Source organism: Marinicauda pacifica (genome assembly GCF_004793635.1).
GTDB lineage: Bacteria > Pseudomonadota > Alphaproteobacteria > Caulobacterales > Maricaulaceae > Marinicauda > Marinicauda pacifica.
The window spans coordinates 581506-606723 of sequence record NZ_SRXV01000001.1 but is presented as its reverse complement, the minus strand read 5'-3'; the positions used below and the strand labels follow the sequence as shown (position 1 = coordinate 606723).

At 65.0% G+C, this 25218-nt stretch carries 21 protein-coding genes and 1 tRNA gene; 7 read left to right on the top strand and 15 right to left on the bottom strand.

What is annotated here, in order from left to right; genetic code table 11:
* Positions 1 to 3: 3 nt before the first annotated feature.
* From astD to E5162_RS02970, 6 genes are all read right to left on the bottom strand, one after another.
* Positions 4 to 1455, bottom strand: a complete 1452-nt coding sequence (astD, locus tag E5162_RS02995) for a succinylglutamate-semialdehyde dehydrogenase (protein WP_135943452.1) — start codon at positions 1453 to 1455, stop codon at positions 4 to 6.
* Positions 1455 to 2465 (bottom strand): arginine N-succinyltransferase, encoded by a 1011-nt coding sequence (locus E5162_RS02990; protein WP_135943451.1) that lies wholly within the window; start codon positions 2463 to 2465, stop codon positions 1455 to 1457. Before E5162_RS02990 ends, astD begins: the two co-directional genes overlap by 1 nt.
* Before the next feature lie 15 nt (positions 2466 to 2480).
* Complete coding sequence (locus E5162_RS02985) at positions 2481 to 3737, bottom strand: hydrolase (protein ID WP_135943450.1); 1257 nt, start codon at positions 3735 to 3737, stop codon at positions 2481 to 2483.
* A gap of 37 nt (positions 3738 to 3774) precedes the next feature.
* Positions 3775 to 5067, bottom strand: coding sequence for a cystathionine gamma-synthase family protein (locus tag E5162_RS02980; protein ID WP_135943449.1), 1293 nt, complete (start codon positions 5065 to 5067; stop codon positions 3775 to 3777).
* 240 nt (positions 5068 to 5307) lie between these two features.
* Positions 5308 to 6387: an OmpA family protein gene (locus tag E5162_RS02975; RefSeq protein ID WP_135943448.1), complete on the bottom strand. Its 1080-nt coding sequence runs from the start codon at positions 6385 to 6387 to the stop codon at positions 5308 to 5310.
* A gap of 143 nt (positions 6388 to 6530) precedes the next feature.
* Positions 6531 to 7739: a CaiB/BaiF CoA transferase family protein gene (locus tag E5162_RS02970; RefSeq protein WP_206751025.1), complete on the bottom strand. Its 1209-nt coding sequence runs from the start codon at positions 7737 to 7739 to the stop codon at positions 6531 to 6533.
* Between the two features lie 122 nt (positions 7740 to 7861).
* On the opposite strand from E5162_RS02970, the gene E5162_RS02965 reads away from it, so the two are divergent.
* Together E5162_RS02965 and recQ are read left to right on the top strand one after the other, a co-directional pair.
* The gene (locus E5162_RS02965) at positions 7862 to 8170 is read left to right on the top strand and encodes a hypothetical protein (protein ID WP_135943447.1); all 309 of its coding nucleotides are present in this window, start codon (positions 7862 to 7864) and stop codon (positions 8168 to 8170) included.
* Positions 8171 to 8248: 78 nt separating this feature from the next.
* Positions 8249 to 10087, top strand: coding sequence for a DNA helicase RecQ (gene recQ, locus E5162_RS02960; protein WP_233342133.1), 1839 nt, complete (start codon positions 8249 to 8251; stop codon positions 10085 to 10087).
* 100 nt (positions 10088 to 10187) lie between these two features.
* Here the strand turns inward: recQ and E5162_RS02955 are convergent, their stop codons facing one another.
* Both E5162_RS02955 and E5162_RS02950 read right to left on the bottom strand, forming a co-directional pair.
* Complete coding sequence (locus tag E5162_RS02955) at positions 10188 to 10634, bottom strand: YybH family protein (protein WP_135943446.1); 447 nt, start codon at positions 10632 to 10634, stop codon at positions 10188 to 10190.
* Between the two features lie 68 nt (positions 10635 to 10702).
* Positions 10703 to 10778: transfer RNA gene (locus tag E5162_RS02950), tRNA-Lys, on the bottom strand.
* Positions 10779 to 11110: 332 nt separating this feature from the next.
* Between E5162_RS02950 and E5162_RS02945 the strand changes: the two genes are divergently transcribed.
* Complete coding sequence (locus tag E5162_RS02945; RefSeq protein ID WP_158291180.1) at positions 11111 to 11902, top strand: PRC-barrel domain-containing protein; 792 nt, start codon at positions 11111 to 11113, stop codon at positions 11900 to 11902.
* Positions 11903 to 11958: 56 nt separating this feature from the next.
* On the opposite strand, the gene tgt is transcribed toward E5162_RS02945, so the two are convergent.
* Entirely contained in the window at positions 11959 to 13092 is a 1134-nt protein-coding gene (gene tgt / locus E5162_RS02940) for a tRNA guanosine(34) transglycosylase Tgt (RefSeq protein ID WP_135943444.1), read from the bottom strand.
* Between the two features lie 35 nt (positions 13093 to 13127).
* On the opposite strand from tgt, the gene E5162_RS02935 reads away from it, so the two are divergent.
* Positions 13128 to 14675, top strand: a complete 1548-nt coding sequence (locus E5162_RS02935) for an acyl-CoA carboxylase subunit beta (protein WP_135943443.1) — start codon at positions 13128 to 13130, stop codon at positions 14673 to 14675.
* A 538-nt stretch (positions 14676 to 15213) separates the two neighbouring features.
* On the opposite strand, the gene queA is transcribed toward E5162_RS02935, so the two are convergent.
* Positions 15214 to 16281 (bottom strand): tRNA preQ1(34) S-adenosylmethionine ribosyltransferase-isomerase QueA, encoded by a 1068-nt coding sequence (gene queA / locus E5162_RS02930; RefSeq protein ID WP_135944128.1) that lies wholly within the window; start codon positions 16279 to 16281, stop codon positions 15214 to 15216.
* A 101-nt stretch (positions 16282 to 16382) separates the two neighbouring features.
* On the opposite strand from queA, the gene E5162_RS02925 reads away from it, so the two are divergent.
* Entirely contained in the window at positions 16383 to 17339 is a 957-nt protein-coding gene (locus E5162_RS02925) for an endonuclease/exonuclease/phosphatase family protein (RefSeq protein ID WP_135943442.1), read from the top strand.
* 37 nt (positions 17340 to 17376) lie between these two features.
* Here E5162_RS02925 and E5162_RS02920 read toward each other — a convergent pair whose 3' ends face one another.
* From E5162_RS02920 to gyrA, 4 genes are read right to left on the bottom strand one after another with little or no spacing between them, the layout of a single operon-like run.
* Complete coding sequence (locus E5162_RS02920) at positions 17377 to 17829, bottom strand: peptidylprolyl isomerase (RefSeq protein ID WP_135943441.1); 453 nt, start codon at positions 17827 to 17829, stop codon at positions 17377 to 17379.
* A 3-nt stretch (positions 17830 to 17832) separates the two neighbouring features.
* Entirely contained in the window at positions 17833 to 18867 is a 1035-nt protein-coding gene (locus E5162_RS02915; RefSeq protein ID WP_135943440.1) for a peptidylprolyl isomerase, read from the bottom strand.
* The gene (gene coaD / locus E5162_RS02910) at positions 18864 to 19358 is read right to left on the bottom strand and encodes a pantetheine-phosphate adenylyltransferase (RefSeq protein ID WP_135943439.1); all 495 of its coding nucleotides are present in this window, start codon (positions 19356 to 19358) and stop codon (positions 18864 to 18866) included. Before coaD ends, E5162_RS02915 begins: the two co-directional genes overlap by 4 nt.
* Before the next feature lie 41 nt (positions 19359 to 19399).
* Positions 19400 to 22147 carry a DNA gyrase subunit A gene (gene gyrA, locus E5162_RS02905; RefSeq protein ID WP_135944127.1) on the bottom strand — a complete coding sequence of 916 codons (2748 nt, stop codon included), beginning with the start codon at positions 22145 to 22147 and terminating at the stop codon, positions 19400 to 19402.
* Positions 22148 to 22436: 289 nt separating this feature from the next.
* Between gyrA and E5162_RS02900 the strand changes: the two genes are divergently transcribed.
* Together E5162_RS02900 and E5162_RS02895 are read left to right on the top strand one after the other, a co-directional pair.
* Positions 22437 to 23117, top strand: a complete 681-nt coding sequence (locus E5162_RS02900) for a superoxide dismutase family protein (RefSeq protein ID WP_233342130.1) — start codon at positions 22437 to 22439, stop codon at positions 23115 to 23117.
* A 76-nt stretch (positions 23118 to 23193) separates the two neighbouring features.
* Positions 23194 to 24249: a Kelch repeat-containing protein gene (locus tag E5162_RS02895; protein ID WP_158291179.1), complete on the top strand. Its 1056-nt coding sequence runs from the start codon at positions 23194 to 23196 to the stop codon at positions 24247 to 24249.
* A 7-nt stretch (positions 24250 to 24256) separates the two neighbouring features.
* On the opposite strand, the gene E5162_RS02890 is transcribed toward E5162_RS02895, so the two are convergent.
* Positions 24257 to 25081 (bottom strand): penicillin-binding transpeptidase domain-containing protein, encoded by an 825-nt coding sequence (locus E5162_RS02890; protein ID WP_158291178.1) that lies wholly within the window; start codon positions 25079 to 25081, stop codon positions 24257 to 24259.
* Positions 25082 to 25218: the final 137 nt, after the last annotated feature.

Here is a 25218-nt window from a genome sequence, read left to right as displayed (position 1 = left end):
GTCCTACAATCCTTTTACGGCCATGCGTTCCGGCGTCGGCGCGGCCTGCGTCGCCACCGGGTAGGCGCAGTAATCGGCCGCGTAATAGGCGCTCGGGCGCAGATTGCCCGACTGCCCCGGCCCGCCGAACGGCATGGTCGAGGCCGCCCCGGTCGTCGGCCGGTTCCAGTTCACGATCCCGGCCCGGCTCCCCGCCCAGAATTGCTTCCAGAGCGCCTCGTTATCGCTGATCAGCCCGGCTGAAAGCCCGTACGCGGTATTGTTGGCCTCGCTCAACGCCTCATCGAAGCTGGCCACGCGGTAGACTTTCAGGAGCGGGCCGAAAATCTCTTCATCCGGCGTGCTCACACCCGTCGCATCGACCATGCCCGGCGTCACGAAGCACGGCCCCTGCCCGGCCCTGGCCTCCAGGATGGTCTTGCATCCCGCCTGAACCCAGTCGCGTTGCCCGTCGATCACGGCGGCTGCGGCGCGTTCGGAGATCAGCGGGCCCATGAAGGGTTCCGGATCCGCGTCCCAGACATCGATCGGCAGCCGTGCGGCCATGTCCGCGACCGCATCCAGGATCGCATCGCCCTTGGCGCCTTGCGGCACGATCAGGCGGCGTGCGCACGAGCAGCGCTGACCGGTGGTGATGAAGGCGGACAGGAGCGAGATCCGCGCCGCGGCCTCTGCATCCTCCGCGTCCCACACCACAAGCGGGTTATTGCCGCCCATCTCCAGCGCCAGTTGAACCCCGGTCCGCCCGGCAAATTTCTTGTGGATGAACGAACCCGTCTGCCAGGAGCCGGTAAACAGGACCCCGTCGAGATCGGGATCGTCCAGCGCCGCGGCGCCGGTCTCGCGCGCGCCCTGGACCAGGTTAAGCGCACCGGCCGGCAGGCCCGCCTCTTCCCAGTATTCAACCATCAGCGCGCCGACACTCGGCGTCAGCTCGGATGGCTTGAAGACAATCGTGTTGCCGGCCAGCAGCGCCGGAATGATGTGTCCGTTCGGCAAATGGCCCGGAAAATTGTACGGACCGAGAACGAACATCACGCCGAGCGGCTTGTGGTCGAGCACGGCCTCGCCAAAATCGGTGTCGAAGGATTTGCGTCCGGTCCGCTCCTCGTACGCCTGGATCGAGACGTCGATCTTGCCGGCCATCGCGCCTGCTTCGGTCCGCGACTCCCACAAGGGCTTGCCGGTCTCGCGCGCGATATGCAGGGCGATCTCTTCGGCCTTGGCCTTGACGATGTCGCGATAGCGCTCGGCGATTGCGCGCCGGCGCTCGAACCCCATCAGGGCGAACTCACCCAGCGCCTTGCGCGCGGCGGCGAAGGCGTCGCGAACATCGCGCGGATCTGCGGATGCGCCCTCCCAGACCGTCCCGCCCTTGGCCGGGTCGGTTGAGGTGAATGCGTCCCCGCGCCCGGCTTTCCAGGCGCCGCCGATATAGAGCGTATTACGAGCCATTATTCGCGAATCCAGATTCGAGCTGCTTCAGAGTCCGTCAGGTCGAGCGCACGGCGCGCCTCGTCGTTCAGGCCAACGGTGGAGTCCTGAACGGTCACTTCGGTGAAAACGCACCGAAAATCGTCAACCGCGTCGGTGGAGACGACGGCCTGCACCGGCTCGCCCTGCACCGCGCCCACCGTCACCCTCCGGCTGTCGCGGACCGTGCGGGTATTCTCGGTCCGGCAAGACATCAGCGGTCCGGCGTCGAAGATGTCGACATAGCGGTGGTATTCAAACCCTTCCCACTCCAGAAGCCGGCGCGCATTCACGCCGTGCGGGTGGGTCTGGCCGATAACGGCGCGCGCCTGGCTCGGCAGCAGGTCCACATAGATCGGGTGCACCGGCATGAGATCCAGGATGAACTGGTTGTCCGAAGCCGCACTCAGCCGGTCCGCCTCATCGAACGTCATGCGGAAGAAAGGCCGCGTGACGTGTTCGTAGAAAACCGAATAGCCATCGGCATCCACGACACCGCGAAGCTCGGCGACCACGCGCTGGCCGAAGCGCGCCGGATCGGCGGCGATCAGCATGTAGCGCGACTGCGCGATCAGACGGCCTGCGCCGCTGCCGCGCACCCCGTCATCGACGAAGAGCGATCCGACCTCGGTCGATCCGGCAAAGTCGTTGACCAGCAGCATGGCTTCCATGTCGAAGCGCTGATTGGCCTCGCGTGAGGCCTGCGCCAGTGTGAATATCTTGAAGTCGAAATACGGCTTCTTGACCCCTACACACGCCTTGACCGCCGCCGTGCCGAACACGCGGCCACTTTCTGAATCTTCCAGCATGAGCTGATAGCTCACATCGGATGGATCCTCGATCCGGCGCGCATAGCTGTCCTCGGACTGGGCCAGCTTGGCGGCCAACGCGTCATCGTCGAGCGACAGGCTGGTAAAGCCCGACCCGGCATTCCGGGCGAGCGTGACGAACGCCTCATGATCCGCCCGCCGGGCGGCGCGAACAACCAGCATCAATCGTCCTTTCTATTAGCCGCGCGCGAGCGCGCGCGCTTCGCGGGCGTCGAAGTCGCCCTGTGCGAACTTCATCAGCATGACCGCAGACAGTTTCGCCTTTTCGGGAAAACTCGAGAGCTTGGCGATCTCGCGGTCGGAGTGAATATCCGCGCCGCGAACGCCGAGCGTATCCACGTTCGGACACCCCGAAGCCCACAGATTATTGCCCTCGCACACCCCGCCCGTATCCTTCCAGACAAGGTCGAGACCGATGGTGCGGCCCGCAGTGCGCGTCCACTCGAACATGCGCAGATTGGCGGGAGTCATCGGTTTGGGAGGGCGCGTAAATCCACCATGAAGGTCGGCGGTGATTCCGTCGCGGGCATCGATCCCGGCGCACAGCTCCTTCATCCGGGCCGTGGCCCAGTCTGCATCGTCCTTGGCCGGCACGCGGCAATTGAACCGGACAATTCCGAGATCTGGAACGACATTGGGCGCGCCGCCGCCTTCGATGCGCGAGACATTGAAGGTCACGTTCTCGCGCTTGCCGTTCAGCGCGTCGAGCTGGCGGGCAAAATCGGCAGCGGCGACGATCGCGTTGCGCCCGAGATGGTGTTCGCGTCCGGCATGAGCGGCCCGGCCGCGCACGCGCAGCGAGAAATTACCCGAGCCTTTCCTGGCGCCCGCCAGGGAACCGTCGGCCAGCGCGGGCTCGTAGGTCATGCCCACATCGGCGCGCGCGCCCAGCTCAGCGAGCCTGGGTCCCGAGCCCAGAGATCCGATCTCTTCATCGGGACTGATCAGCACGTCATACCCGACCTGGTCGCGCCAGGGCGAACGCTCCAGCCCCAGCAGGGCATGCAGCATGACAAGCAGGCCGCCCTTCATGTCGGCAACCCCGGGGCCGTTGATTGTATCCTCGTCCCACAGCGTCCAGTCCTGGAACCCGGCATCTTCGGGGAAGACTGTGTCGAGATGGCCCGTCAGCACGATGCGGATCGGCGCGTCCGGCCGTTGGGAAATCTTCAGCGCCGGCGTGTATGCGATGTCGCGAATTTCGCCCGTGCGTTCGACAACCTGGGAGGAAGGAAGCTCGACCTCCTCGATCCGGGCGTCGAGTTCGCCGAAAGCGTCTTTCAGGACACCGCGCATACGGTTCAGGCCGGCCTCGTTATGGCTGCCGGAATTGATCCTGGACCAGTCCTTGACCGTGGCGATCATGTGATCGCCACGGCTTTCGATCCAGTCGAGAACGGCGGTTTCGTCACCGTTGAGCGTGAAATCGCTCATGAACACCCCATCGGGCTGCTGCGGGAAAGACGGGCGATCAGATCTTCGACAAGGCCTGATCGAAGTCCGCGATGAGATCTTCCGGGTCCTCGATACCGATCGAGACCCGGACCATGCCCTCGGTGAAGCCCAGCCGCTTGCGCAGTTCGGGATCCACGCCGGCATGCGTCGTGCTGCCCGGGTGACAGATCAGCGTCTCGGTTCCCCCCAGCGACACCGCCAGCTTGACCACCTGGAGTGCGTTCAGCATCGCGAACGCCCCCTTCTGACCGCCGGCCACATCGAACGAGAAGGTGGACCCGTGATAGTCCCCGGCCTGACGGGTATGGACCTTGTGGTCCCGGCTGCCCTCTTCCAGGAAGCCGAGATAGCGCACGCGCTCGACCTTGGGATGGTCGTTGAGGAATTCCGCCACCTTGCGCGCGTTCTCGAATGCCGCCTTCATGCGCAGGGTCACCGTTTCGAGCGAGCGGGCCAGCATCCAGCACGTGTTGGCGTCCAGATTGGTGCCAATGGCGGAACGCAGCTTGCGAACCGGCTTCATGTATTCGCTCGAGCCCAGCGCCGCGCCCGCAATCAGGTCCGAATGCCCGCCGACATATTTGGTCAGCGAGTAGACGATGATGTCCGCACCGCAGGACAGCGGCTTCTGGCCGATCGGGCCGAGCACCGTGTTGTCCACGATTACCGGAGGACGGTAGCCCTGACGCTCGCCAAGCTCGTCGGCCAGCGTCTTCATGAGTTCCAGATCGACGACTTCATTGGTCGGGTTGGTCGGGGTCTCGGTATAGATCGCCTTGACCGTGCCGTCCTTCATCGCGTTTTCCAGGCTCTGGCGGATTTCCGCTTCCGGCGCGCCGGCCACGAAGTCATGGCTCTTCACCCCGTAATTGGGCAGCACGTTGCGGATCAGCGTTTCGGTTCCGCCATAGAGCGGAGTCGACTGCAGGATCACGTCGCCTGCATTCGCAAACGCCATCAGCACGGTGGAGATCGCGCCCATGCCCGAGGAGAAGACACAGGCCTCGTCCGCGTCTTCAAACACGGTCAGCCGGTCCTCGATCACCTCGACATTGGGATTGTTGAACCGCGAATACATCAGGCCGGGCGTCGCCGGATCGCCCTCTTCGGCGCGCCCGCCCATGACCCGGAAAAAGGACGCGCCTTCTTCCGCGGAGGAAAACACGAAGGTGGAGGTCTGGAAGATTGGCGGCTTGATCGAGCCTTCAGACAGTTTCGCGTCATAGCCATAGCTCATGGCCAGCGTTTCGGGCGACAGGGGCCGATTGCCGAGGGCGCGCTTGCGATACGGGGTGTCTGGCTTGCTCATGACGGTGGTCCTTGTTCGTGGGTGCGCCGGCGTCGAACCCCGGATCCGGGGGCGGCGGCGCAGAAATGACGAGAGGCTATGGCGCTGTCTTGCCCCTGCGGACCGGCCTTGGTCAAGCCGCGGACTGGCGACTGGCAGGCAAGCTCGTATTCGCTGCGATGCAGCATGACGGCAAAAGAAAACGGCCCGGCAAAGTGCCGGGCCGTTCCCTTGTCTCGACAGTGAGACGACGTGCGCGATCTAGCGCAGGTCGATCGTCACTTCCGCACGACGGTTCAGCGGCTCGCGCACGCCATCCGGCGTTTCGACGGCCGGGCGGCTTTCGCCGTAGGCCTCAAGCGAGATAGCCGAAGCCGGGACGCCGAGGCGAACCAGCTCGTCGCGGACCGCACGGGCACGACGCTCGGAAAGGCCAACGTTGTAGCTGGCGGCACCGGAGCGGTCAGCGTGACCGGCAACTTCCACGGACGACACGCCGCAATCGCGGGCATCGCTGATCGCCGCGTTCAGGACCGAGCGGGCCTGATCGGTGACGTTGGAGCGATCCCATTCGAAGTAGACCACGCGGCCGATATCTTCGCAGTCAGCGGCCGGCGGAGGCGGCGGCGGAGGCGGAGGAGGCGGCGGCGGGGGCGGCGGCGGCGGGGGCGGCGGAGGCGGCGGCGGAGCTGCGAACTGATAACGCAGACCGATCCAGGCCTCGTGGCCACCGATGCGGTCCATCGTTACGGACGGATCGTAGTCGGTTTCGCCATAGCCGAAGTAGCGGTACTCGGTGTCCAGAACGAGGTTCCGGGACAGATCCCAAGCAACACCGGCGATCAGGTTGTAGGCCAGCGCGTTATCGGAATCGTCGACCGTGAAGTAGTCGGTCGCGTTCGAGGCCGGAGCCGCGGCATAGGCCGCCGCATTTCTGTAACCGGCCATGGAAACGCTGGATTCGACCCAACCGACACCAGCGCCCAGGTACGGACGCCACCAGGCACCTTGGTTGAACTCGTAGATACCGTTCAGCATCCCGGACCAGGCCTGGATGTCCGAAGAGCTCTCGGGCAGGTTGCCGACAGCACCGGTATCGTTGAAGCGGTGGGCCAGTTCACCTTCCAGACGGAAGCCGTTTGCCCACTCATAGCCGACGGCAAGCGCTTCGCGCAGATCGCCTTCGCCCTGAATTTCGCCATTCAGCGAGCCGGAAACATCGGTATCGCTCGGAGCGCCGTAACCCAGCGCACCACGAACGTACCAGCCCTCCTCAGCAAACGCCGATGGCGCAGCTAGGAAGGCCCCGACAGCCGCAGCTGTTAGAAGCCGTTTTTTCATTATATATCCCCTCCGGGCCGGAGCCCTTCGTGTGAACATTGAACACCTGGAAGGTGTATGGAACCTCAGACGCGATGTTCCTAACGCTTGGTTAGCCGATTTTATCCATCGCCTCCACGTTTTATCATCGCAATCGTGGCTTTTCAGCGGACGATCCCGCGTATTTTCCAATCTTTGAGACATTTTTCGTCAATGCCGAGGCTCTCTTGCAACACCTCGTCCGTGTGCTCGCCAAACCTAGGCGGGGCACGGTGATACACGGGTGGCGTGCCTCCCAGACGTAGCGGACTGGCCACTTGAGGCACCGATTCCCCCCCGTCTCGTTGCATTTTTAACGAAAGATTGCGTGCCACTGTCTGCGGGTCTGCAAAAACTTCATCTGTCGACTGGATCGGACCGCACGGAACGCCGGCGGCGTGCAGAATCGCTTCCCAGTACCCGGTGTCATGGCGCGCGAACTGCGCTTCGAGCATCGCGACAAGGACGTCGCGGTTGGCCACGCGGTCGCGATTCTTGGCGAAACGCGGGTCCTCGCCCCATTCGGGATGATCCAGCGCCGCCGCCAGCCGCGCGAACTGGCCGTCCGAACCCACGGCCAGCGCGATGCGTCCGTCCGCCGTCGGAAAATCCTGGTAGGGCACGATATTGGGATGGGCGTTGCCGGGCAGTCCCGGGACCGCGCCGCCGACCAGGAAATTCATGGCCTGATTGGCCAGCAGCGCCGCCTGCACGTCAAACAGCGCCATGTCGATATGCTGCCCGCCAGCGCCCCGGTCGCGTGCCGCCAGCGCAGCCAGGATAGCCGTCGAGGCGTAGACGCCGGTGAACAGGTCGACCAGCGGAACGCCGACCTTGGTGGGCCGGTCATGCCCGGTGATAGACATCAGCCCGCCCATCGCCTGGATCAGAAAATCGTAACCGGGCAGCTGAGCGCGCGGCCCGGTTTGCCCGAATCCGGTGATCGAGCAGTAGACCAGATCCTCCTTCACCGCCTTCAGGGCCGCGTAGTCGAGACCATACCGGGCCAGTCCGCCCGTCTTGAAATTCTCGATCACCACATCGCTTTTGGCAGCGAGATCGCGGATCACGCCCTGGCCTTCCGGGGTCGAAATATCCACCGCGATCGAGCGCTTGTTCCGGTTCGCACACAGATAATAGGCCGCGTCGCCGGACGTGCCATCGGCCTCGGTGACGAAAGGCGGACCCCAGCCGCGCGTATCGTCGCCGGAGCGCGGATGCTCGACCTTGATCACATCTGCGCCCAGATCGCCCAGGATCTGCGCACACCAGGGCCCGGCGAGAACACGCGACAGGTCCAGCACTCGGATATGCGACAGCGCGCTCTCGGTCACGGCGACTTCCTTCTCAAGCTTTCGACGGCCAGCCTTATTGAGCCCGGCCGCGCCGGGCAAGCTGAGCCTGGCAGACAGGCGCGCGCAACCTGCCATTCGATCGCGCATTTGAGCCTTGCGCTATGAAGTTCGGCCTGCAAGAGTTCACTCCAGACAGAGGCGGGGTGTCAGACAGCATTATGATTGAATTGGCGAACGGCCCGCGGCGGAAATCCACGCGCGCCGGGGCGGTGCTTGATGACGCGCCCAAATCATCCGAACGCAAGCGGACGCGCTCCCGGTCGTCAGTGTTCTCGCGCGCGTCCACGGTGCATGACAAGCCCGACACCTCTCATCCGCTGGCCTTCTGGGCCGGTGCGATTCTGGCCGGACTGTTTTCGGCCGCGGTGTGGGCGGCGATCATCTACGCTCTGGTTCGGCTTTTCTGGTAGTGCACAAACCCGCCCCCGCGCGGATACGTGGCAGCCTGCTCTATTGCGGGGATACAATACCGGGCTAGCTTGCCGGTCATGAATTCCGGTGATTCCCGCTCTTCTGCCCGGCCCGACCTGACCCACGCGCAAAAGGCCATGCGCGAGGTTTTCGGGTTCCGTGAATTTCGTCCCGGCCAGGGCGAGATAATCGCGTCCGTGCTGGCCGGCGAAGACGTGCTCGCCGTGATGCCGACCGGGCGTGGCAAGTCGCTCTGCTACCAGATTCCCGCTCTGATCCGGCCCGGCCTGACGCTGGTGATTTCCCCGCTGATCGCCCTGATGCGCGACCAGGTCCTGGCGCTGCGCGCGAACGGGATCGAAGCCGCCAGCCTCAGCTCGGCCGACAGCCCGCAGGACCGCGAAGAGACCTGGCAGAAGCTCGAACAGGGCACGCTACGCCTGCTTTACCTCGCGCCCGAGCGCCTGGCTGTTCCGGGACTGGCCGAAAAGCTCGGCCGCAGCGGCCTGACGATGATCGCGGTGGACGAAGCTCACTGCGTCTCCCAATGGGGCCATGACTTCCGCCCGGAGTATCTGCGCATTCGCGAGCTGGCCGACGCTGCGGGCCGGCCCCAGATTGCCGCCTTCACCGCGACGGCCGACGCCGCGGCCCGGCGCGACATTGCCGCGCGCCTTTTTGCCGGTCCGCCCAGCGAGTTCGTGTCCGGCTTCGACCGGCCGAACCTTCATCTGGCCGTCGCCGCCAAGCAATCGGCCTTCAATCAGACGCGCGACTTCATCAAGGCGCGCCCCGGCCAGGCCGGCATTGTCTACTGCGCCAGCCGCAAGGCGTGCGAGGACTATGCCCAGCGTCTGAAGGCCGAAGGTGTCGATGCGGGGGCCTACCATGCCGGCCTCGACCCAGACACGCGCAGCCGGAGCCAGGATCGCTTCGTGGCCAGCGATTCCATGGTGATGTGCGCGACCGTTGCGTTCGGCATGGGCGTGGACAAGCCGGACGTGCGCTTCGTCGTCCATGCCGCCCTGCCCAAATCGATGGAAGCCTACTACCAGGAGATCGGGCGTGCCGGGCGCGACGGCGAACCGGCAGATACTCTCCTGCTCTGGTCGCTGGGCGACGCCGCCCTGCGCCGCCGTCAGATCGCCGAAAGCGAGTCGGACGAGTCCCGCAAGGCGATGGAAACGCGCCGGCTCGGCGCCCTCATCGCCTATTGCGAAGCGCCCTCCTGCCGCCGCCAGTCCCTGCTCTCCTATTTCGGCGACACAATCGAACCCTGCGGCAATTGCGATCTGTGCGACGATCCCCCGGCCCTGATCGACGGCTCCGTCCTGGCCCAGAAGGCCATGTCGGCGATCGCGCGCACCGGCCAGCGTTTCGGCCTGGAACACCTGATCGGCGTGCTGCGTGGGGTGAAGACTGACAAGATCACCGCCCGCGGCCACGACCAGTTGCCCACATTCGGCATCGGTGAGGACCTGTCCAAGGACCAGTGGATGAGCGTCTTTCGCCAACTCTTCGCGGCGGGCGCCATAGATCAACCGATCGACGGCTATGGCGAATGGCTGATTACCGAGCGCGGCAAGGAAATCCTGTTCGGCCGCGCGCCGATCCGGCTGCGCCCGCCCCAGGAACGCCGGGCCGAAAAAGTCGCCCGCATGCGCTCATCAGGGGCGCAATCGGAACTGTCCGTCCAGGATCAGGAACTCTTCGAGGCCTTGCGCCGCCACCGGGCGGAACTCGCGCGCGAATCCGGCAAGCCGGCCTACACCGTCTTCTCCGACCGCACTCTGATCGAGATGGCGCGCGAACGGCCGCGCGATGTCGTGGAGATGGGCGATCTGTTCGGTGTGGGCGAACGCAAGCTGGAACGTTATGCCGACGGCTTTCTCGAAGTTGTCGAGCAGCACATCTAGAGCATTTCCAAGCAAAATCGGGAACCGGTTCTGCGGTTCGAACATGTTCCGGAACAATCGGTTAGAGCAATCTCATCGGCTCTGATCCGATGAATTTGCTCTACTCGCCAGCGTCTCCCGCCGACGTATGATCGTGCACGATCACCCATTCGCCGTTCTTAAGCTCGAACACCAGGGTGAACAGCCCGGTCGGGCGGTCTGCCTCGCGTTCCAGCGTCCAGCGGCCGAAGGCGGTGCCGGCAGTTTCGGACAGCAAGGTCACATCGACGTCGGAGAAAACGAGCCGGCCCATCTTGTCCGCAGTGTCGTAGCGGGCCAGGTAACGCTCCAGCGTGGGCTGCCAGCCATGGGTCACCGTACCGCCGGACGCGAAGCGCAGCGCCTCGTCCTGCCAGTAACCGGCCATGAAGCCCTCGATGTCCCCGGCATTCCAAGCATCCTGCTGGGCGGAAATCACCGCGCAGATTTCCTCTCCGCTCAGACCTTCGGCCTGGCAGTCCGAGGTCTGTAGAGTGGCAAGAGCCAGAATTGCGGCCAGAAAATCCATGACACATCCCTCTCGTCCGGGGCGGGAAATCCGCTACCCGGCGGGACGGTATCAAATCCTGAAAGAAATGGTGAGCCGGCAGGGGTTCGAACCCTGGACCTACTGATTAAAAGTCAGTTGCTCTACCAGCTGAGCTACCGGCTCTCCCTCAAGGAGGCGCGGAACCTATCGGCGGTCCTGACGGTGGTCAAGGCAGGAATGTAGCGTGTTTCAGCGGCCCTCATAAGCCATCTGCTGGCCGCTGCTTCGCGCCGTGACCTGGCGCAGCCCTGCAGTGGGTTGCGCCAGTGAACAGTGAAATATTTTTGTTTATTTTCATGTGCTTAATAGAATATTTCATGCCGAGCGAAGGCAAGAAGTCCAGATTTCAGGAACAGGAACCGGCCGCAGGCAATTTATTCGGCACCGGCGGGATATTTGGCCCGTCACTGTTCAGAGCAGCCTTTCTCTGCAAGCAAATCCCAGGAGATTCGTCCATGAAACGCTCCATTCTTCTTTCTTCCGTGTTCGCCATCGCCATGGCGCCGGCCGCTCTTGCCGTGGACACCCACGGGGCCCAGGCCAGCTTCAGCGATGACCACGCCTATGTCGACGCCGAGGTCCGCACGATGAACGGCGAAGACCTCGGGACGGTCGAACGCGTCCGTTTCGCGAGTAACCAGCAAGCCGATATCGATGCCTACGTCATCGAGACCGGCGGCTTCCTCGAGATCGGCGGCCGCGAGATTCTCGTCAACGCCGACGATGCCGAGTGGACCACCAATGCCGATGGCGATCAGGTGCTGACCCTGTCCTACACGGGCACGCAGATCGCCTCTCTGCCGACCTTCGATGAGAGCCGCGTATCGGATTACTGGCTGTCCGACGACGACATGATGGATGGCGACGACAGCGATCACGCCGGTGATCACGATGGCGACGATCGCATGGAGATGTCCGACGCCGACCATGATCGCATGAGCGACGAGACGATGGCCTCCGCTGACGTCGAGGCCGACTGGTCCACCGACGTGGAAACCGCAGCCTGGGACGTCGAGGACTGGACCGACAGCACGGTCTACCTGTCCAGCGGCGATCAGCTCGGCATCGTGAGGGACGTGCGCAACGACGGCGACGGCGTGGCCGCGCTCCTGATCGAGACCGACACGGCCTACGATTTCAGCGAAGGCGAAATCGAGGTGCTGATCGAAGACGTGGTTGCCGTTCGTGAAAACGGAATGGGCAACGAAGTGCGCGTTGAGAACGCCGTTGCGACCAGCGGTCAGTAGACCGACTTCACGATCAGCCGGTTTTCCGGCTCATCGAAAGAACAAGGACCGGGCGGTCATTCCGCCCGGTCTTTTTCGTTCGAGTGCCAGCGCTCCAGGAAGCCGCGCCGGAAAGCCTCGAACTCGCCTTCGGCAATGGCGGTGCGCATGCGCGCCATCAGATCTTCGTAATAAGCGATGTTGTGCCAGGACAGCAGCATCGAGCCGAGATATTCCCCCGCGCGCACCAGGTGGTGAATATAGGCCCGCGAATAATCGCGGCTGGCCGGACAGGCGATGGCCGCGTTCAACGGCGTATCGTCTTCGGCAAAGCGCGCATTCTTCAGATTGACCGGGCCGTAATCGGACCAGGCCTGGCCGTGGCGTCCCGACCGGGTCGGCATCACGCAGTCGAACATATCGACCCCGCGTGCGACGGACTCCACCAGATCGACCGGTTTGCCCACGCCCATCAGATAGCGCGGCCGGTCGAGCGGCAGGACAGGCGTGGTAAAATCGAGCACCTCGCACATCGCCTCAAAGCCCTCCCCGACCGCGAGCCCGCCAATGGCATAGCCATCAAAGCCGATCTCCATCAGGCCCTCAGCCGAACGTCGGCGCAAATCCTCAAACGTCGAACCCTGCACGATGCCGAACAGGTTCTGCGTCTCCCGCTCGCCAAATGCCGCCTTCGAGCGCTTCGCCCAGCGCAGCGACATTTCCATCGAGCGTTCCGCCTCCTCGCGCGGTGATGGAAAGGCGGTACATTCGTCGAGCTGCATCGAGATGTCCGCGCCCAGAAGATCGGCCTGGATCTCGATGGAGCGTTCGGGCGTCAGCGAATGGGCCGACCCGTCGATATGGCTCTTGAAGGTCACCCCCTCCTCGCTCATCTGGCGCAGCTTGGACAGTGACCAGACCTGGAACCCGCCGGAGTCGGTCAGGATCGGTCCGCTCCAGCGCATGAAGCGATGAAGGCCGCCCAGGCGGTGAACCCGTTCCGCGCCCGGACGCAGCATCAGGTGATAGGTATTGCCCAGGATGATGTCGGCGCCCGCCTCGCTGACCTGTTCGGGGTAGAGCGCCTTGACTGTCGCGGCCGTTCCGACCGGCATGAAAGCGGGCGTTCTGATGTCGCCGCGCGGGGTCTGGATGCGGCCGGTACGCGCAGCCCCATCGACAGCGGCGATTTCGAACGGAAAATGGGTCATGAACGAGTCTTTGTGTCGCGGAAGATGAGAAGTCGATGAGCTGGAAAGACGAAATCGAGCAATTGCGCAAGCGTCAGGCGCTGGCCAAAGGCATGGGCGGCCCGGAAAAACTCAAGCGCCAGCGCGAGGCCGGCCGCCTGAATGTGCGCGAACGCCTTGACCTCCTGCTGGACTCGGGCAGCTTTCGCGAAGTCGGCTCGATCACCGGGCGGGCCGAGTATGACGATGCTGGTAACCTGATCGACTTCACCCCGGCAAACTGCCTGTTCGGACGCGGCAAGATCGAAGGACGCACCATAGCCGTGGTGGCCGACGATTTCACCGTGCGCGGCGGGGCGGCAGATGCGGCCATCATCGAGAAGCAGATTCAGGCCGAGAAGATGGCCGGTGAGCTGCGCCTGCCCCTCATCCGTCTGATCGAAGGCACGGGCGGTGGCGGCTCGGTCAAATCCATCCTCGACATGGGCGCCACCTATATCCCCTTCAATCCGGGCTGGGACCAGGTCGTCGCCAATCTGGAACGCGTGCCCGTAGTCTCGCTCCTGCTCGGTCCCGTCGCAGGCCTCGGCGCCGCCCGCGCGGTCTCCAGCCATTACTCGGTCATGGTCAAGGGTAGCTCGCAAATGTTCATCGCCGGCCCGCCCGTCGTGGCCGGGATCGGCGAGCAAGTCACCAAGGAAGAGCTTGGCGGGGCCGACCTTCAGCTCGCCGCAGGCGCGGTGGACGATGCCTATGCCAGCGAGGCGGACGCGATGGCGGCCGCGAAATGGTTTCTCTCCTACCTGCCGAACTCGATCCACGACCTGCCCGAACGGCGCGAGACAACCGAGTCGCCCGGCCGGCGCGACCCCGCCCTCGGCGACATCGTCCCGCGCGACAAGAGATACGCGTATGACATGCACCAGATCCTGCGCAGCGTGACCGACGAGGGCTCGCTGTTCGAGATGGGCCGCAATTTCGGCCAGTCGGTCATCACCGCCTTTGCGCGCCTCGACGGCTGGCCCGTCGCCGTGCTGGCCAGCAATCCGAAAGTCTATGGCGGCGGCTGGACGGCGGAAGCCGCGCAGAAGATCACCCGCTTCGTCGATCTGGCCGAAACTTTCCGCCTGCCGGTCGTGCATCTGGTCGATGTGCCCGGCTTCGTGATCGGCACCCGCGCCGAGCGCGCCGGCACGCTGCGCCATGGCGCGCGCGCCCTGTCGGCCATCTACCAGGCCAGCGTGCCCTGGTGCACCATCGTCATCCGCAAGGCGTTCGGCGTGGCCGGCGCGGCGATGATGGACCATACCCGCTTTCGCTACCGCTATGCCTGGCCATCCGGCGACTGGGGTTCACTGCCGCTGGAGGGCGGGGTGGAAGCCGCCTTCAAGGCGGCCCTGGCCGGCGCGGACGATCCCGATGCCATGAAGGACGACCTCAACCGGCAGATGAAGAGCTTCTCCTCGCCCTTCAAGACCGCCGAGCGCTTCTGGGCCGAAGAGATCATCAACCCGGCCGAGACCCGCGAAAAGCTGACCGAATTCGCCAACCTCGCCGCCCCCTTGCGGGAGCCGAGGACGAAGGCACCAAGGTATCGGCCCTAGCCAGGTTTCACACGCCCGTGAAATCCTCGTCCGCATAGCGGACCAGGACCTGTGTTCGCGGTTCGCAGGGTTTGGTAGGCAGTCTGGCCGTCATCCGACCCTTCGAGGCCCGGCTTTGCCGGGCACCTCAGGGTGAGGGGGATGGGTGACATCGGATAAATATCACAAATACATCAAAATCTTATATCCCACCCCCTCCCTCATGCTGAGGTGGCCGCGCAGCGGCCCTCGAAGCATAGGAGGGCAAGCGGAAACGCCTCCTCTCTCTTTCCCGGCGAAGGCCGGGATCCAGAGATCGTGGCATGCCGTCATCGGGGGGACGGCGCCTTGTTCTCCCTGGGTCCTGACTTGCGTCAGGAAAGAGGGCGACGAAGAGAGATGGAGGACGAGACGCTGTCCCCTCCCCTCCCGCATCTCCTATCCTGACGAGGCTCTTTCCCATCCTGTGAAAACCCGCCAGATTCGCCATCGCCCCGCAAAAGAAGCGCCGTGATAGTCGTTGTAGTAGGAGGCGAGAGCGCGGTTTTCAGTCGCCCCGCTACTCCGCCCGCCAGATCAAACTCGAATCGCCATAGCTGAAGAAGCGGTAGCCCTGCGCGATCGCATGGGCGTAGGCGGCCTGCATCGTGTCGAGCCCGGCGAGCGCGCTGACCAGCATGAAGAGCGTCGATTTGGGCAGGTGGAAATTCGTCATCAGCCCGTCGACCAGCCGGAAACGGTATCCCGGCGTGATGAAGATCGCCGTCTCCGCCGAACCCGCCCGGATCGTCCCGTCCTCCCCGGCAGCGCTTTCCAGCGTGCGCAGCGAGGTCGTCCCGACCGCGATGATCCGCCCGCCCGCGGCACGGGTCTCCGCGATGGCCTGCGCGGCTTCCTCGCCGATCTCGTACCATTCCGAATGCATGGTGTGCTCGGCGACATTCTCGGTCTTCACCGGAAGGAAGGTGCCGGCGCCCACATGCAGGGTCACCTGCGCGCTCTTCACGCCGCGCAGGCGCAGCGCCTCCATCAAGCGGTCGGTGAAATGCAGCCCCGCCGTCGGCGCCGCCACCGATCCGGTCTTGTCCGGAGCCGCATAGATGGTCTGGTAGTCTTCCAGGTCCGCGGCATCCGGCTTGCGCTTGGACGCGATGTAGGGCGGCAGCGGTGGCGCGCCGGCCTCCACGATCGCGCGGTCGAGCGCAGGGCCGGCCCGGTCAAAGCGCAACGTCACCTCGCCGCCATCCGTCTTACCCTCGACCACGGCGCCCAGGCCGCCTTCGAAGGCCAGCGTATCGCCTTCGCGCAATCGCTTGGCCGGGCGGGCAAAGGCGCGCCACACCGCTTCGCTCTCGCGCTTGTGCAGATTGATCTCGATATGGGCAGGACCGCCCCCGCCCACGGCCCGCGCCGGACGCAGCCCCTCCAGCGCGGCCGGAATGACGCGCGTATCGTTGAAGACCAGCAAATCGCCCGGCGCGAGCAAGTCCGGCAGCTCCAGCACGCCGCGATCGGACAGGGCACCGTCGGCGCCCACATGAAGCAGCCTCGCGCTGTCGCGCGGCCGGGCGGGCCGCAGCGCGATCCGGTCTTCGGGCAGGTCGAAATCGAAATCGGAGAGATTCATCGCACGCAGGAACTCGCTGGCCATCTTCCTGCCGTATAGGTCAAGCCTATGGGCGCGGCCAGCCATTCGCCGCACTCACCTTCCACGAAGAGATAGTCGCCGTGTCCCGGGTAAAGACCCTCATCCTTGCCGGGCTGATCGCCGTGCCGGCTCTCGCCCTCGCCGTGCGCCTGGCCGGGCTGGTGTCGATCCGCGCGGATATCATCGCGATGCTCTGGCCGCTCTTCGTTGCAGCGGGTCTTGTCACACTCGCCGGCCTGAGCCTGCTCCGCTCGCCGCGCTGGTGGCCTGCCAGGATCACGGCCCTTGTTCTGGCAATTGGCCTGATCGCCGCGGCAACCCCCTGGGCATGGCTGCGGACGAGCTCGCAGTCGCTTCCCGCGAGCCAGGCTCCGGCCGAGGCCCCGAGCGAGACCTTGCGGCTGGTCACACTGAATGTCTGGGCCGGCAACACCGATCCGGACGCGGCGGGGCGGTTTCTCGCCGACGGCGATTTCGACGTGATCGCGCTTCAGGAAGTGAGCAGCGCAGCCGGGCGGACACTGGACCGGATCGAAACGAGCCATCCAAACCAGGTCGGCTGTCGCTGGCGCGTCCGCCTGTTGACCCGCCTGCCCGTGAACGATGCAGGCTGCGTGGACGAGGAGGTTCTGCCTGCAGCCTGGTTATCGACCACGCTGCAAGGCGAGCCGGTGACGATCGTTGCCGTTCATCTCGCTCGTCCGGTCAATGAATCCCGCCATCGCCGCCAGGTGGAGGGGCTGGCCGCCTGGCTGGCGGCACGTCCCGAACACAATCTTGTCCTGATGGGTGATTTCAACGTGTCTCAGGGAAGCGTTCTGATGCGCGACCTGGAGGCAGAGCTCGCCCCGCTGGAACGCGTCACAATCGCCCGGCGTACCTGGCCGTCCCGGCATCTCAGCCCGGTTCCGGTGATCGGGATCGACCATGTCTGGCTCGGTCCGGGCCTCTGCGCCGGCGCCGTGCGGGTGGGGCCGCACGTCGGCTCCGATCACCGCCCTGTCATGGCGGCAGTCCACGCTTGCAAGGGTTGGTAAACGAAAAACCCCGGCGCGAGCGCCGGGGTTTTGAGTGCTAGACCATTTCGGCCTTGACGATCTTGCCGGGATTGCGCGGCGGCTCGCCCTTGGGCAGCTGGTCGACGTGCTCCATGCCCTCTTCGACTTCGCCCCAGACCGTGTACTGGTTGTCGAGATAGGGGACGGCATCCAGGCAGATGAAGAACTGGCAGTCGGCCGAATCCGGATCAGCCGTCCGCGCCATCGACATGGTGCCGCGCACATGCGGTTCGCTGGAGAACTCCGCCGGGATTTTCTGGCCGGAGCCGCCGGTGCCCGTGCCTTTCGGGCAGCCGCCCTGGGCCACGAAGCCGTCGATGACACGGTGGAAGGCGAGGCCGTCATAGAACCCCTCCTCGACCAGCTCGGTGATGCGCTCCACGTGCTTGGGCGCCAGATCCGGGCGCAGCTTGATCGTGACCTTTCCGGTCTCGAGCGTGAAGACGAGTTTCTTTTCTGTATCGGCCAAGGGTTACTCCGTAGGGTCTTGAATGCGCACCGGAACCTCGATGTCGCAAATGTCGGGAAGCTCGCCGTTATTCGCCAGGGCAACGGCGTCGAGATAGGCTTGGAACGTGTCTGAGGTGGTATCCATCACTTCGATCGTCAGGCGTTGGCCAGCGTCGAGTTCGGTCGCAGGCACGATATTGCGGATATAATCCGGCTCGAAATAGGGATCGTCGGACAGGCTGCCAACCGGCAGGGCCTGAACGATATCCAGTCCGGCGCGGGTATAGCCCCAGGGCGTGTATTGCGTGTCCAGATGGCGCGCATCGTCGCGCACGATATAGAATTGAGCGCGGGCGGAGTTCGGATCTGCTGTCCGGGCCATGGCCGCCGTGCCCGGACAATGGAGAAGCCAGCTTTCCACCTCTCCGTCGGCACGGATGGCGGCCTGGGCGATCGGCTGCGTTCCCGCCGGCATGCCCATCCAGAAGCCCGCCATCGCTTCGGCGCTGCCCCTGCGTGGATTGACGCGGCGCTGCTGAACCTCGCTGATCTCCATCTCTGGCCCGCGCATGATCGTGAACTCGGCCTCCAGCGGCGGCAGGTCCGGCGCGGCGGTCGGATCGCTGAGCGCGCCACCGCCCTGAGCCATGAAGCCGTCGATCACCCGGTGCCAGACCTTCATGCGGAACCAGTCCATCCGGGCGAGTTCTTCCATGCGGTCCACATGGTTCGGCGCGAATTCCGGCGCGGTCTCGACATAGATCGGGCCGCGTCCGGTCTCGATCACCAGCAGGCGGGCGGGATCCACGGTGCGCCAGTCACCGGGCGCGGACGCCGCGATGATGTCCTCGCCCGGCGCCGGTTCGGGCGCGGGCTCCGCGCCGGCATCCCGGGATGCCGCGCCTTCGGCCGTTTCGCTCGCAGTCTCCTGCGTCACAGTGCTTTCAGAGGCGTCACTCCCGGCGCCGGACTCCGCGCCATCGTCGGCGCAGGCGCTTGCGGTCAGGGCGAAGACCACTGCCAGAGCGGTCAGGGAAGATCGCGGAAACGAACTCATTTGGGATATTTCTCCATCAGACGGTCCCGGACGAGCGGAGGCACGAAAGCATCGATCGCGCCGCCCAGCTTGGCAATTTCCTTGACCAGGCGCGACGCCACAGCCTGGTGGCGCGGGTCGGCCATCAGGAAGACGGTCTCGATCTCGGCGTTCAGGCGCTGGTTCATTCCGACCATCTGGAATTCGTACTCGAAGTCGGACACCGCGCGCAGCCCCCGGATGATCGAGTTGGCCCCCACCTCTTCGGCAAAATGCATGAGCAGCCCCTCGAACGGGCGGACCTCGATCTCGGTCGACCTCTTCACGCCATTGGCCAGCTCGCGCGCCATGTCCACGCGCTCGTCCAGGCTGAACAGCGGACCCTTGCCCTCATTGATCGCGACGCCGATCACCAGCTTGTCGTAGAGCTTCACCGCCCGGCCGATAATGTCCAGATGGCCATTGGTGAGCGGGTCGAACGTGCCCGGGTAGAGCGCGATGCGTTCCTTCATGGGCACGCCTTCCTTCGCAAAAGCCAGTTAGCAAAAGCCAGTTAAAGCCCGCCAGCCTCCGGCGGGGTGCCGCCATCGCCTTCGGCGCTGATTTCCGGTTCGCCGTCCTCGCCGTCATCATTCTCCGCGACGCGGACGACCGACACGACCTTCTCGCCTTCGGAAAGGCGAATCAAGCGCACACCCTTCGTCGCACGCGCGGCGATGCGCACGGTCTCGACCGGGAAGCGGATCAGCTGCCCCCCATCGGTCACGGCCATCACCGTATCGCCGTCAATCACCGGGAAGCAGGCGGCCAGTTCGTCGACCTTGCTCATATCGTGCGCGGCGACACCCTGTCCGCCACGGCCGATGACGCGGTAGTCATATGCGGAAGACCGTTTGCCAAGCCCGTCCTGCGCCACGGTCAGAACGAATTCTTCCGCGCCGCCGAGTTCCGCGATCCGGTCGGTCGACATGGCCACGTCTTCGCCCGTCTCGCCGCTGTCCAGATCGTCGGAGACCTCCGGAAGTTCGTCCTCGCCCGAGACAGCCCGGCGCATGGCCGTGGCATGCTTCAGGTAGGCGCGCGCCTCGTCCGGCGTCACATCGACATGATTGAGAATGGCCATCGAGATCAGGCGGTCATCGCCCTTGAGCCGGATGCCGCGCACGCCGGTGGATGACCGGCCGGCGAACACGCGCACATCGGTCACCGGGAAGCGGATCGCCTTGCCGGCCGAGGACACCAGAAGCACGTCCTGGTTCTCGTTGCACAGACGCACATCGAGAATGCGGGAGCCCTCGTCGAGCTTCATCGCGATCTTGCCGTTGCGGTTGACCTGGACGAAGTCGGACAGCTTGTTGCGGCGGACCGAGCCTTCGATCGTCGCGAACATCACATCGTAATTGCCCCACTCGTCCTCGTCTTCGGGCAGCGCCATGACCGAGGTCACCCACGCTCCTTCATTGATCGAGGGCAGGATGTTGGTGAGGTATTTGCCGCGCGTATTCGGCGCGCCCTGGGGCAGGCGCCAGGTCTTGGTCTTGTAGACCATCCCGTCGGAGGTGAAGAAGAGCAGCGGGGCGTGCGTGGATGCCACGAACAGCGTCGCCACGAAGTCCTCGTCCTTCATCGCCATGCCGGCACGGCCGCGCCCGCCGCGATGCTGCGCCCGGTACAGGCTCAGCGGCGTGCGTTTGACATAGCCGCCATGGGTCAGCGTGACGACCATGTCCTCGCGCGGGATGAGATCCTCATCCTCCATCTCGAGGTCGCCCTCGACGATGGCGGTCCGGCGCGGCACACCGAACTTCTCCTTGGAATCGTTCAGCTCCTCGCGGATGATCTCGACGATCCGCCGCGGGCTCTTCAGGATATCCAGAAGGTCGGCGATCTGCTCGGCAAGCTTCTGGGCCTCTTCGCCGATCTCGTCGCGGCCGAGCGCGGTCAGGCGGTTCAGGCGCAGGTCCAGAATGGCCTTGGCCTGCTCTTCGGTCAGCCGGATTTCACCATCGCGGATGACCGAGCGCGGGTCGGCGACCAGTTCCACCAGCGCCGCAATATCGGCCGCCGGCCAGCGGCGTTCACGCAGCTGCTCACGGGCGGTCGCCGGGTCCGGCGCCGCGCGGATCAGGCGGATGATCTCGTCGATATTGGCCACGGCCACGGCCAGGCCGATCAGGATATGGGCCCGGTCGCGGGCCTTCTTCAGATCGAACTTCGCCCGCCGCGCCGTCACTTCCTTGCGGAAGGAAATGAACGTCTGAAGGAAGGTCTTCAGGCTGGCCTGCTGCGGCTTGCCGCCGATCAGGGCAAGCATGTTCATGCCGAACGAGCCCTGCAACGGGCTCCACCGGTAAAGCTGGTTCAAGATGACGTCGGCGTTGGCGTCTTTCTTCAGCTCGATCACGACGCGCATGCCCGAGCGGTCGGATTCGTCGCGCAGGTCGGAAATCCCCTCGATGCGCTTCTCGCGAACCAGGTCCGCGATCTTTTCGATCATCGAGGCCTTGTTCACCTGGAAGGGAATCTCGTGAATGAGGATCGCTTCGCGGTCCTTGCGGATGGTCTCGACCGTGCACTTGCCGCGGATGATGACCGATCCGCGTCCCTCGATAAGACCCTTGCGCGCGCCGGAGCGGCCGAGGATCTCGCCGCCGGTCGGGAAGTCCGGACCGGGCACGATTTCGATGAGCTCGCTATCGGTGATCTCGGGATTGTCGAGCAGCGCCAGCGCCGCGTCGCAGACCTCGTTCAGATTGTGCGGCGGGATATTGGTCGCCATGCCGACGGCGATGCCGCCGGCGCCATTGACCAGAAGGTTGGGAAAGCGCGCCGGAACGACGACCGGTTCGTGTTCCGATCCGTCATAGTTGTCCTGGAAATCGACCGTGTCCTTGTCGATATCGGCCAGCAGCGCCTCGGCCGGCTTGTCCATCCGGATTTCGGTGTAACGCATGGCCGCCGGCGGATCGCCGTCGACCGAACCGAAATTGCCCTGGCCGTCCAGCAACACCAGGCCCATGGAGAAATCCTGGGCCATGCGCGCCAGCGCGTCGTACACGGCCTGGTCGCCGTGCGGGTGATATTTACCGATCACGTCACCGACGACGCGCGCCGATTTGCGGTACTGCTTGTCGTGGGTATAGCCCTGCTCGTGCATCGACCAGAGAATGCGGCGGTGCACCGGCTTCAGGCCGTCGCGCGCGTCAGGGATGGCGCGGCTCACGATCACGCTCATCGCGTAATCGAGATAGCTGCGGCGCATCTCGTCTTCGATGGTCACCGAAGGCCCTTCGGGGCGCATGGGCTCGGGGCTGTCGAGAGCCGGATCTTCAGGCGGTGTATCGCTCAAGCCGGGGTCATCCTTGATCGTCAGTGTCAGGGTACGTGAGCACGCGAAACGGGCGCGGACGCGAAGCAGTCTCGCCCCGTCGCGGAATCACGACAGGAACTTGAAGGAAAGGGTCTACCAAGAGGCAGGCCTTGCGGCAAACGCGCCCTGCTGTCAGCATTTCGGGCCAGGTCACGAAACTTCCGCGCAGGTTGCCGCGTTGGGCAGACATATGACCTGCATTTACTCCAAGGAGCCTACCATGTCCCGCACTACCCTCACCGCCCTGCTTGCGACCAGCGCCCTTGCCATCATGGCGTGCGGCGAAGGCCAGAGCGTCGATGCCAGCGCCCAGAGCGATAACCAGGACATGTCAGGCGAAGCTGAAGCCCTGACCCGCGACGCCGACGTCGCTCAGGACGACACGATGGCGGCGCCCGACCCGGGCCAGGACGGGATGGGTGTCTCGATGGACCGGACGACCGCCACGTTGATCGACCGCGACCGCAATGAAGTCGGCATGGTCACCTTCCACCAGGGTCCGGAAGGCGTTGTGGTCCAGATCGAAGCCGATGGCATCGGCGAGGGTGCTCGCGGCAGCTGGCACGGCGCGCACCTGCACGAGACCGCCGACTGCTCTGCCGACGACTTCACGTCCTCGGGCAGCCACATCAATCCGAGCGGCAACGCGCACGGCCTTCTGAACGCCGACGGGCCGGACAATGCGGACCTGCCCAATATCTGGGTTGGTGACGATGGCACGCTGCGCGCCCAGGCCTACACGACACGGGTCAGCCTGAGCGGCCAGACCGATGCGCCGTCCCTCCTCGACGCGGACGGCTCCGCGGTGGTCATTCACGAATCCCCCGACGACTACGAATCCCAGCCCATTGGCGGTGCGGGTGCCCGCATCCTGTGTGCTGAAATCGGCGCGGCTCAATAACGCGCGCACTGGATTTTTGAAGAAGGCCCGGCCCATCATGGCCGGGCCTTTTTTGTTGTCAGGCCGGAGATCGATCATGCCCCTTCTCACCCGCCGCGGCTTTGCCGTTTCGACCGCCGCCCTGGCCGCCTCGGCCGCTCTACCCGGCACCCTGCCAGGCAGCAGGGCCGGTGCCCAGACCACGCCCGCCGGATGGAGCGAGGCGCCCGGCCTGCCGCTGCGGGTCCAGGAAATCTATCCGGGTCTTCTGGACGGTCGGATCTATGTGCTCGGCGGTCTCACGCCCGATCTCGGCCCCGACGCCATCAACATATCCGACCGGTTCCTCTCCTGGGCGCCCGGCGATACCGAATGGCGCGAGCACGCTTCATTCCCGGTGCCTGTTCATCACCCCCAGCTCATCGGCTTCAACGGGCGATTGATGGCGATCGGCGGGTTCACGTCAGACGGCGGCGACCTCTGGTCGATGCGGCGCGAAATTCTGGCCTACGACCCTGCCGGAGACCGCTGGCAGGAGGAAGAGCCGATGGCCCAACCGCTCGCCGAGACGGTCAGCGCCGTATCGGGCGACAGCATTCATCTGGTGACCGGCCGGCGTCCCCAGTCCGGTGCGAACCAGCGCTGGACCGACCACGCGGATGTGAACGCTCACATCGTCCTGCGCGCCGGACATGAAGACTGGGTGCCCGCCCCCCCTGCCCCGACCGCGCGCAACTCGGCCGCCAGCGTCCTGGTGAACGGCATGCTTCACGTGATTGGCGGGCGCACGGTCAGCGGCGGCAATACGCCGGTACACGAGGCCTTCGACCTGGAGGCCGGTCGATGGTCGACCCTGGCGCCCCTGCCCGTCCCGGCGGCCGGTCCGCGCGGGGCCGGCGGGCTCGCCGCCGCGCAGGTGTACGGGACGATCTTCACCTTCGGTGGGGAATGGTTTGACGATGGCGGCGGGGTCTATGACCAGGTCTGGGCCTATGACACGCGCGAAGACCGCTGGCGCGAGGCAACCCGCATGCCCACGCCGCGCCACGGCCTCGGCGCCGTGGCGCTCGATGGCGCGATCTACACGATTGGCGGGGCGGCGCAGGCTGGCGGTGTAAATACCAGCGCGTCCGTCGAGGTTTTCAGGCCGTAAGCAGGCGCTAGAAGGCGCCGACAGCCTCCAGCGCGGCCCGGGCGATTTCCTGACGCTGCGGGCTTTGCACGTCAGGATTGGTCATGTCGAAATTGACGGCAAAGACGTAGGTCTCCTCGCCCGCTTCAAGCCACCCGACATACCAGCCAAGATCGCCGCCTTGCGGATTGGCCCAGCCGGTCTTGCCGCGCAGGATCCAGCCTTCCCCGCGATCGTCCTCCATAAGGCCGATCACCGTTTCCATGTGCGTTGCCTCAACCGGCAGAGTGCGCGCATGCAGCCGCGATAGAAACCCGGCCTGTTCGCGCACCGTGATGGTCAGCGGCCCTCTCAGCCAGAACACATCCACCTCGTCCGGCGAACCGATATGCTCGTCGCCGTAGCCGAAGAGCGAGACAAGACGCTGCTCCTCAGTATGGCCGATCTCCCGCGTCCAGCCCTGATAGGCCCAGACCGCAGACCGGCGAAAAGCGGTTCGCAACGACTGGTCCTGATCCCAGCCGGGCCTGCGCTCGATCCCATCCCAGGCCACGATGTCGGCTTCGATATCGGTCACGATGCCGGTCTCAAGAATGATCAGCGAGTTGGGAATCTTGAAAGTCGAGGCCGGCACGAAGCGCTCATCGATGCGGGCCCCGCCTCCGCTCCACTCCGCACCGTCCGACAGGCGCCGCACGAGCACCGCGCCATCGACATCGAATTGCTCCAGCACGCCGTTCAACGCGTCCGCCGCCGGCGCCAATCCGTCCGCCCGGGCCTCGCTCTCCGCCGTCACCGTGATCGCGCCCGTCAGAGCCAATGCCGCAATCGCCGCGGCCAACCATCTCGCCATTCCATTCTCCTGTTGCCTGAAACCTGCATCAGGGGCGCACGCTTGCCAGCAATAGGGGCGAAGCCAAGGCGGCCTCAGGGCTTTATCGGGCCGGCGGGTCGGCGAGCCGAGGGCCGAGGCGTCACGCCCCGCGCCAC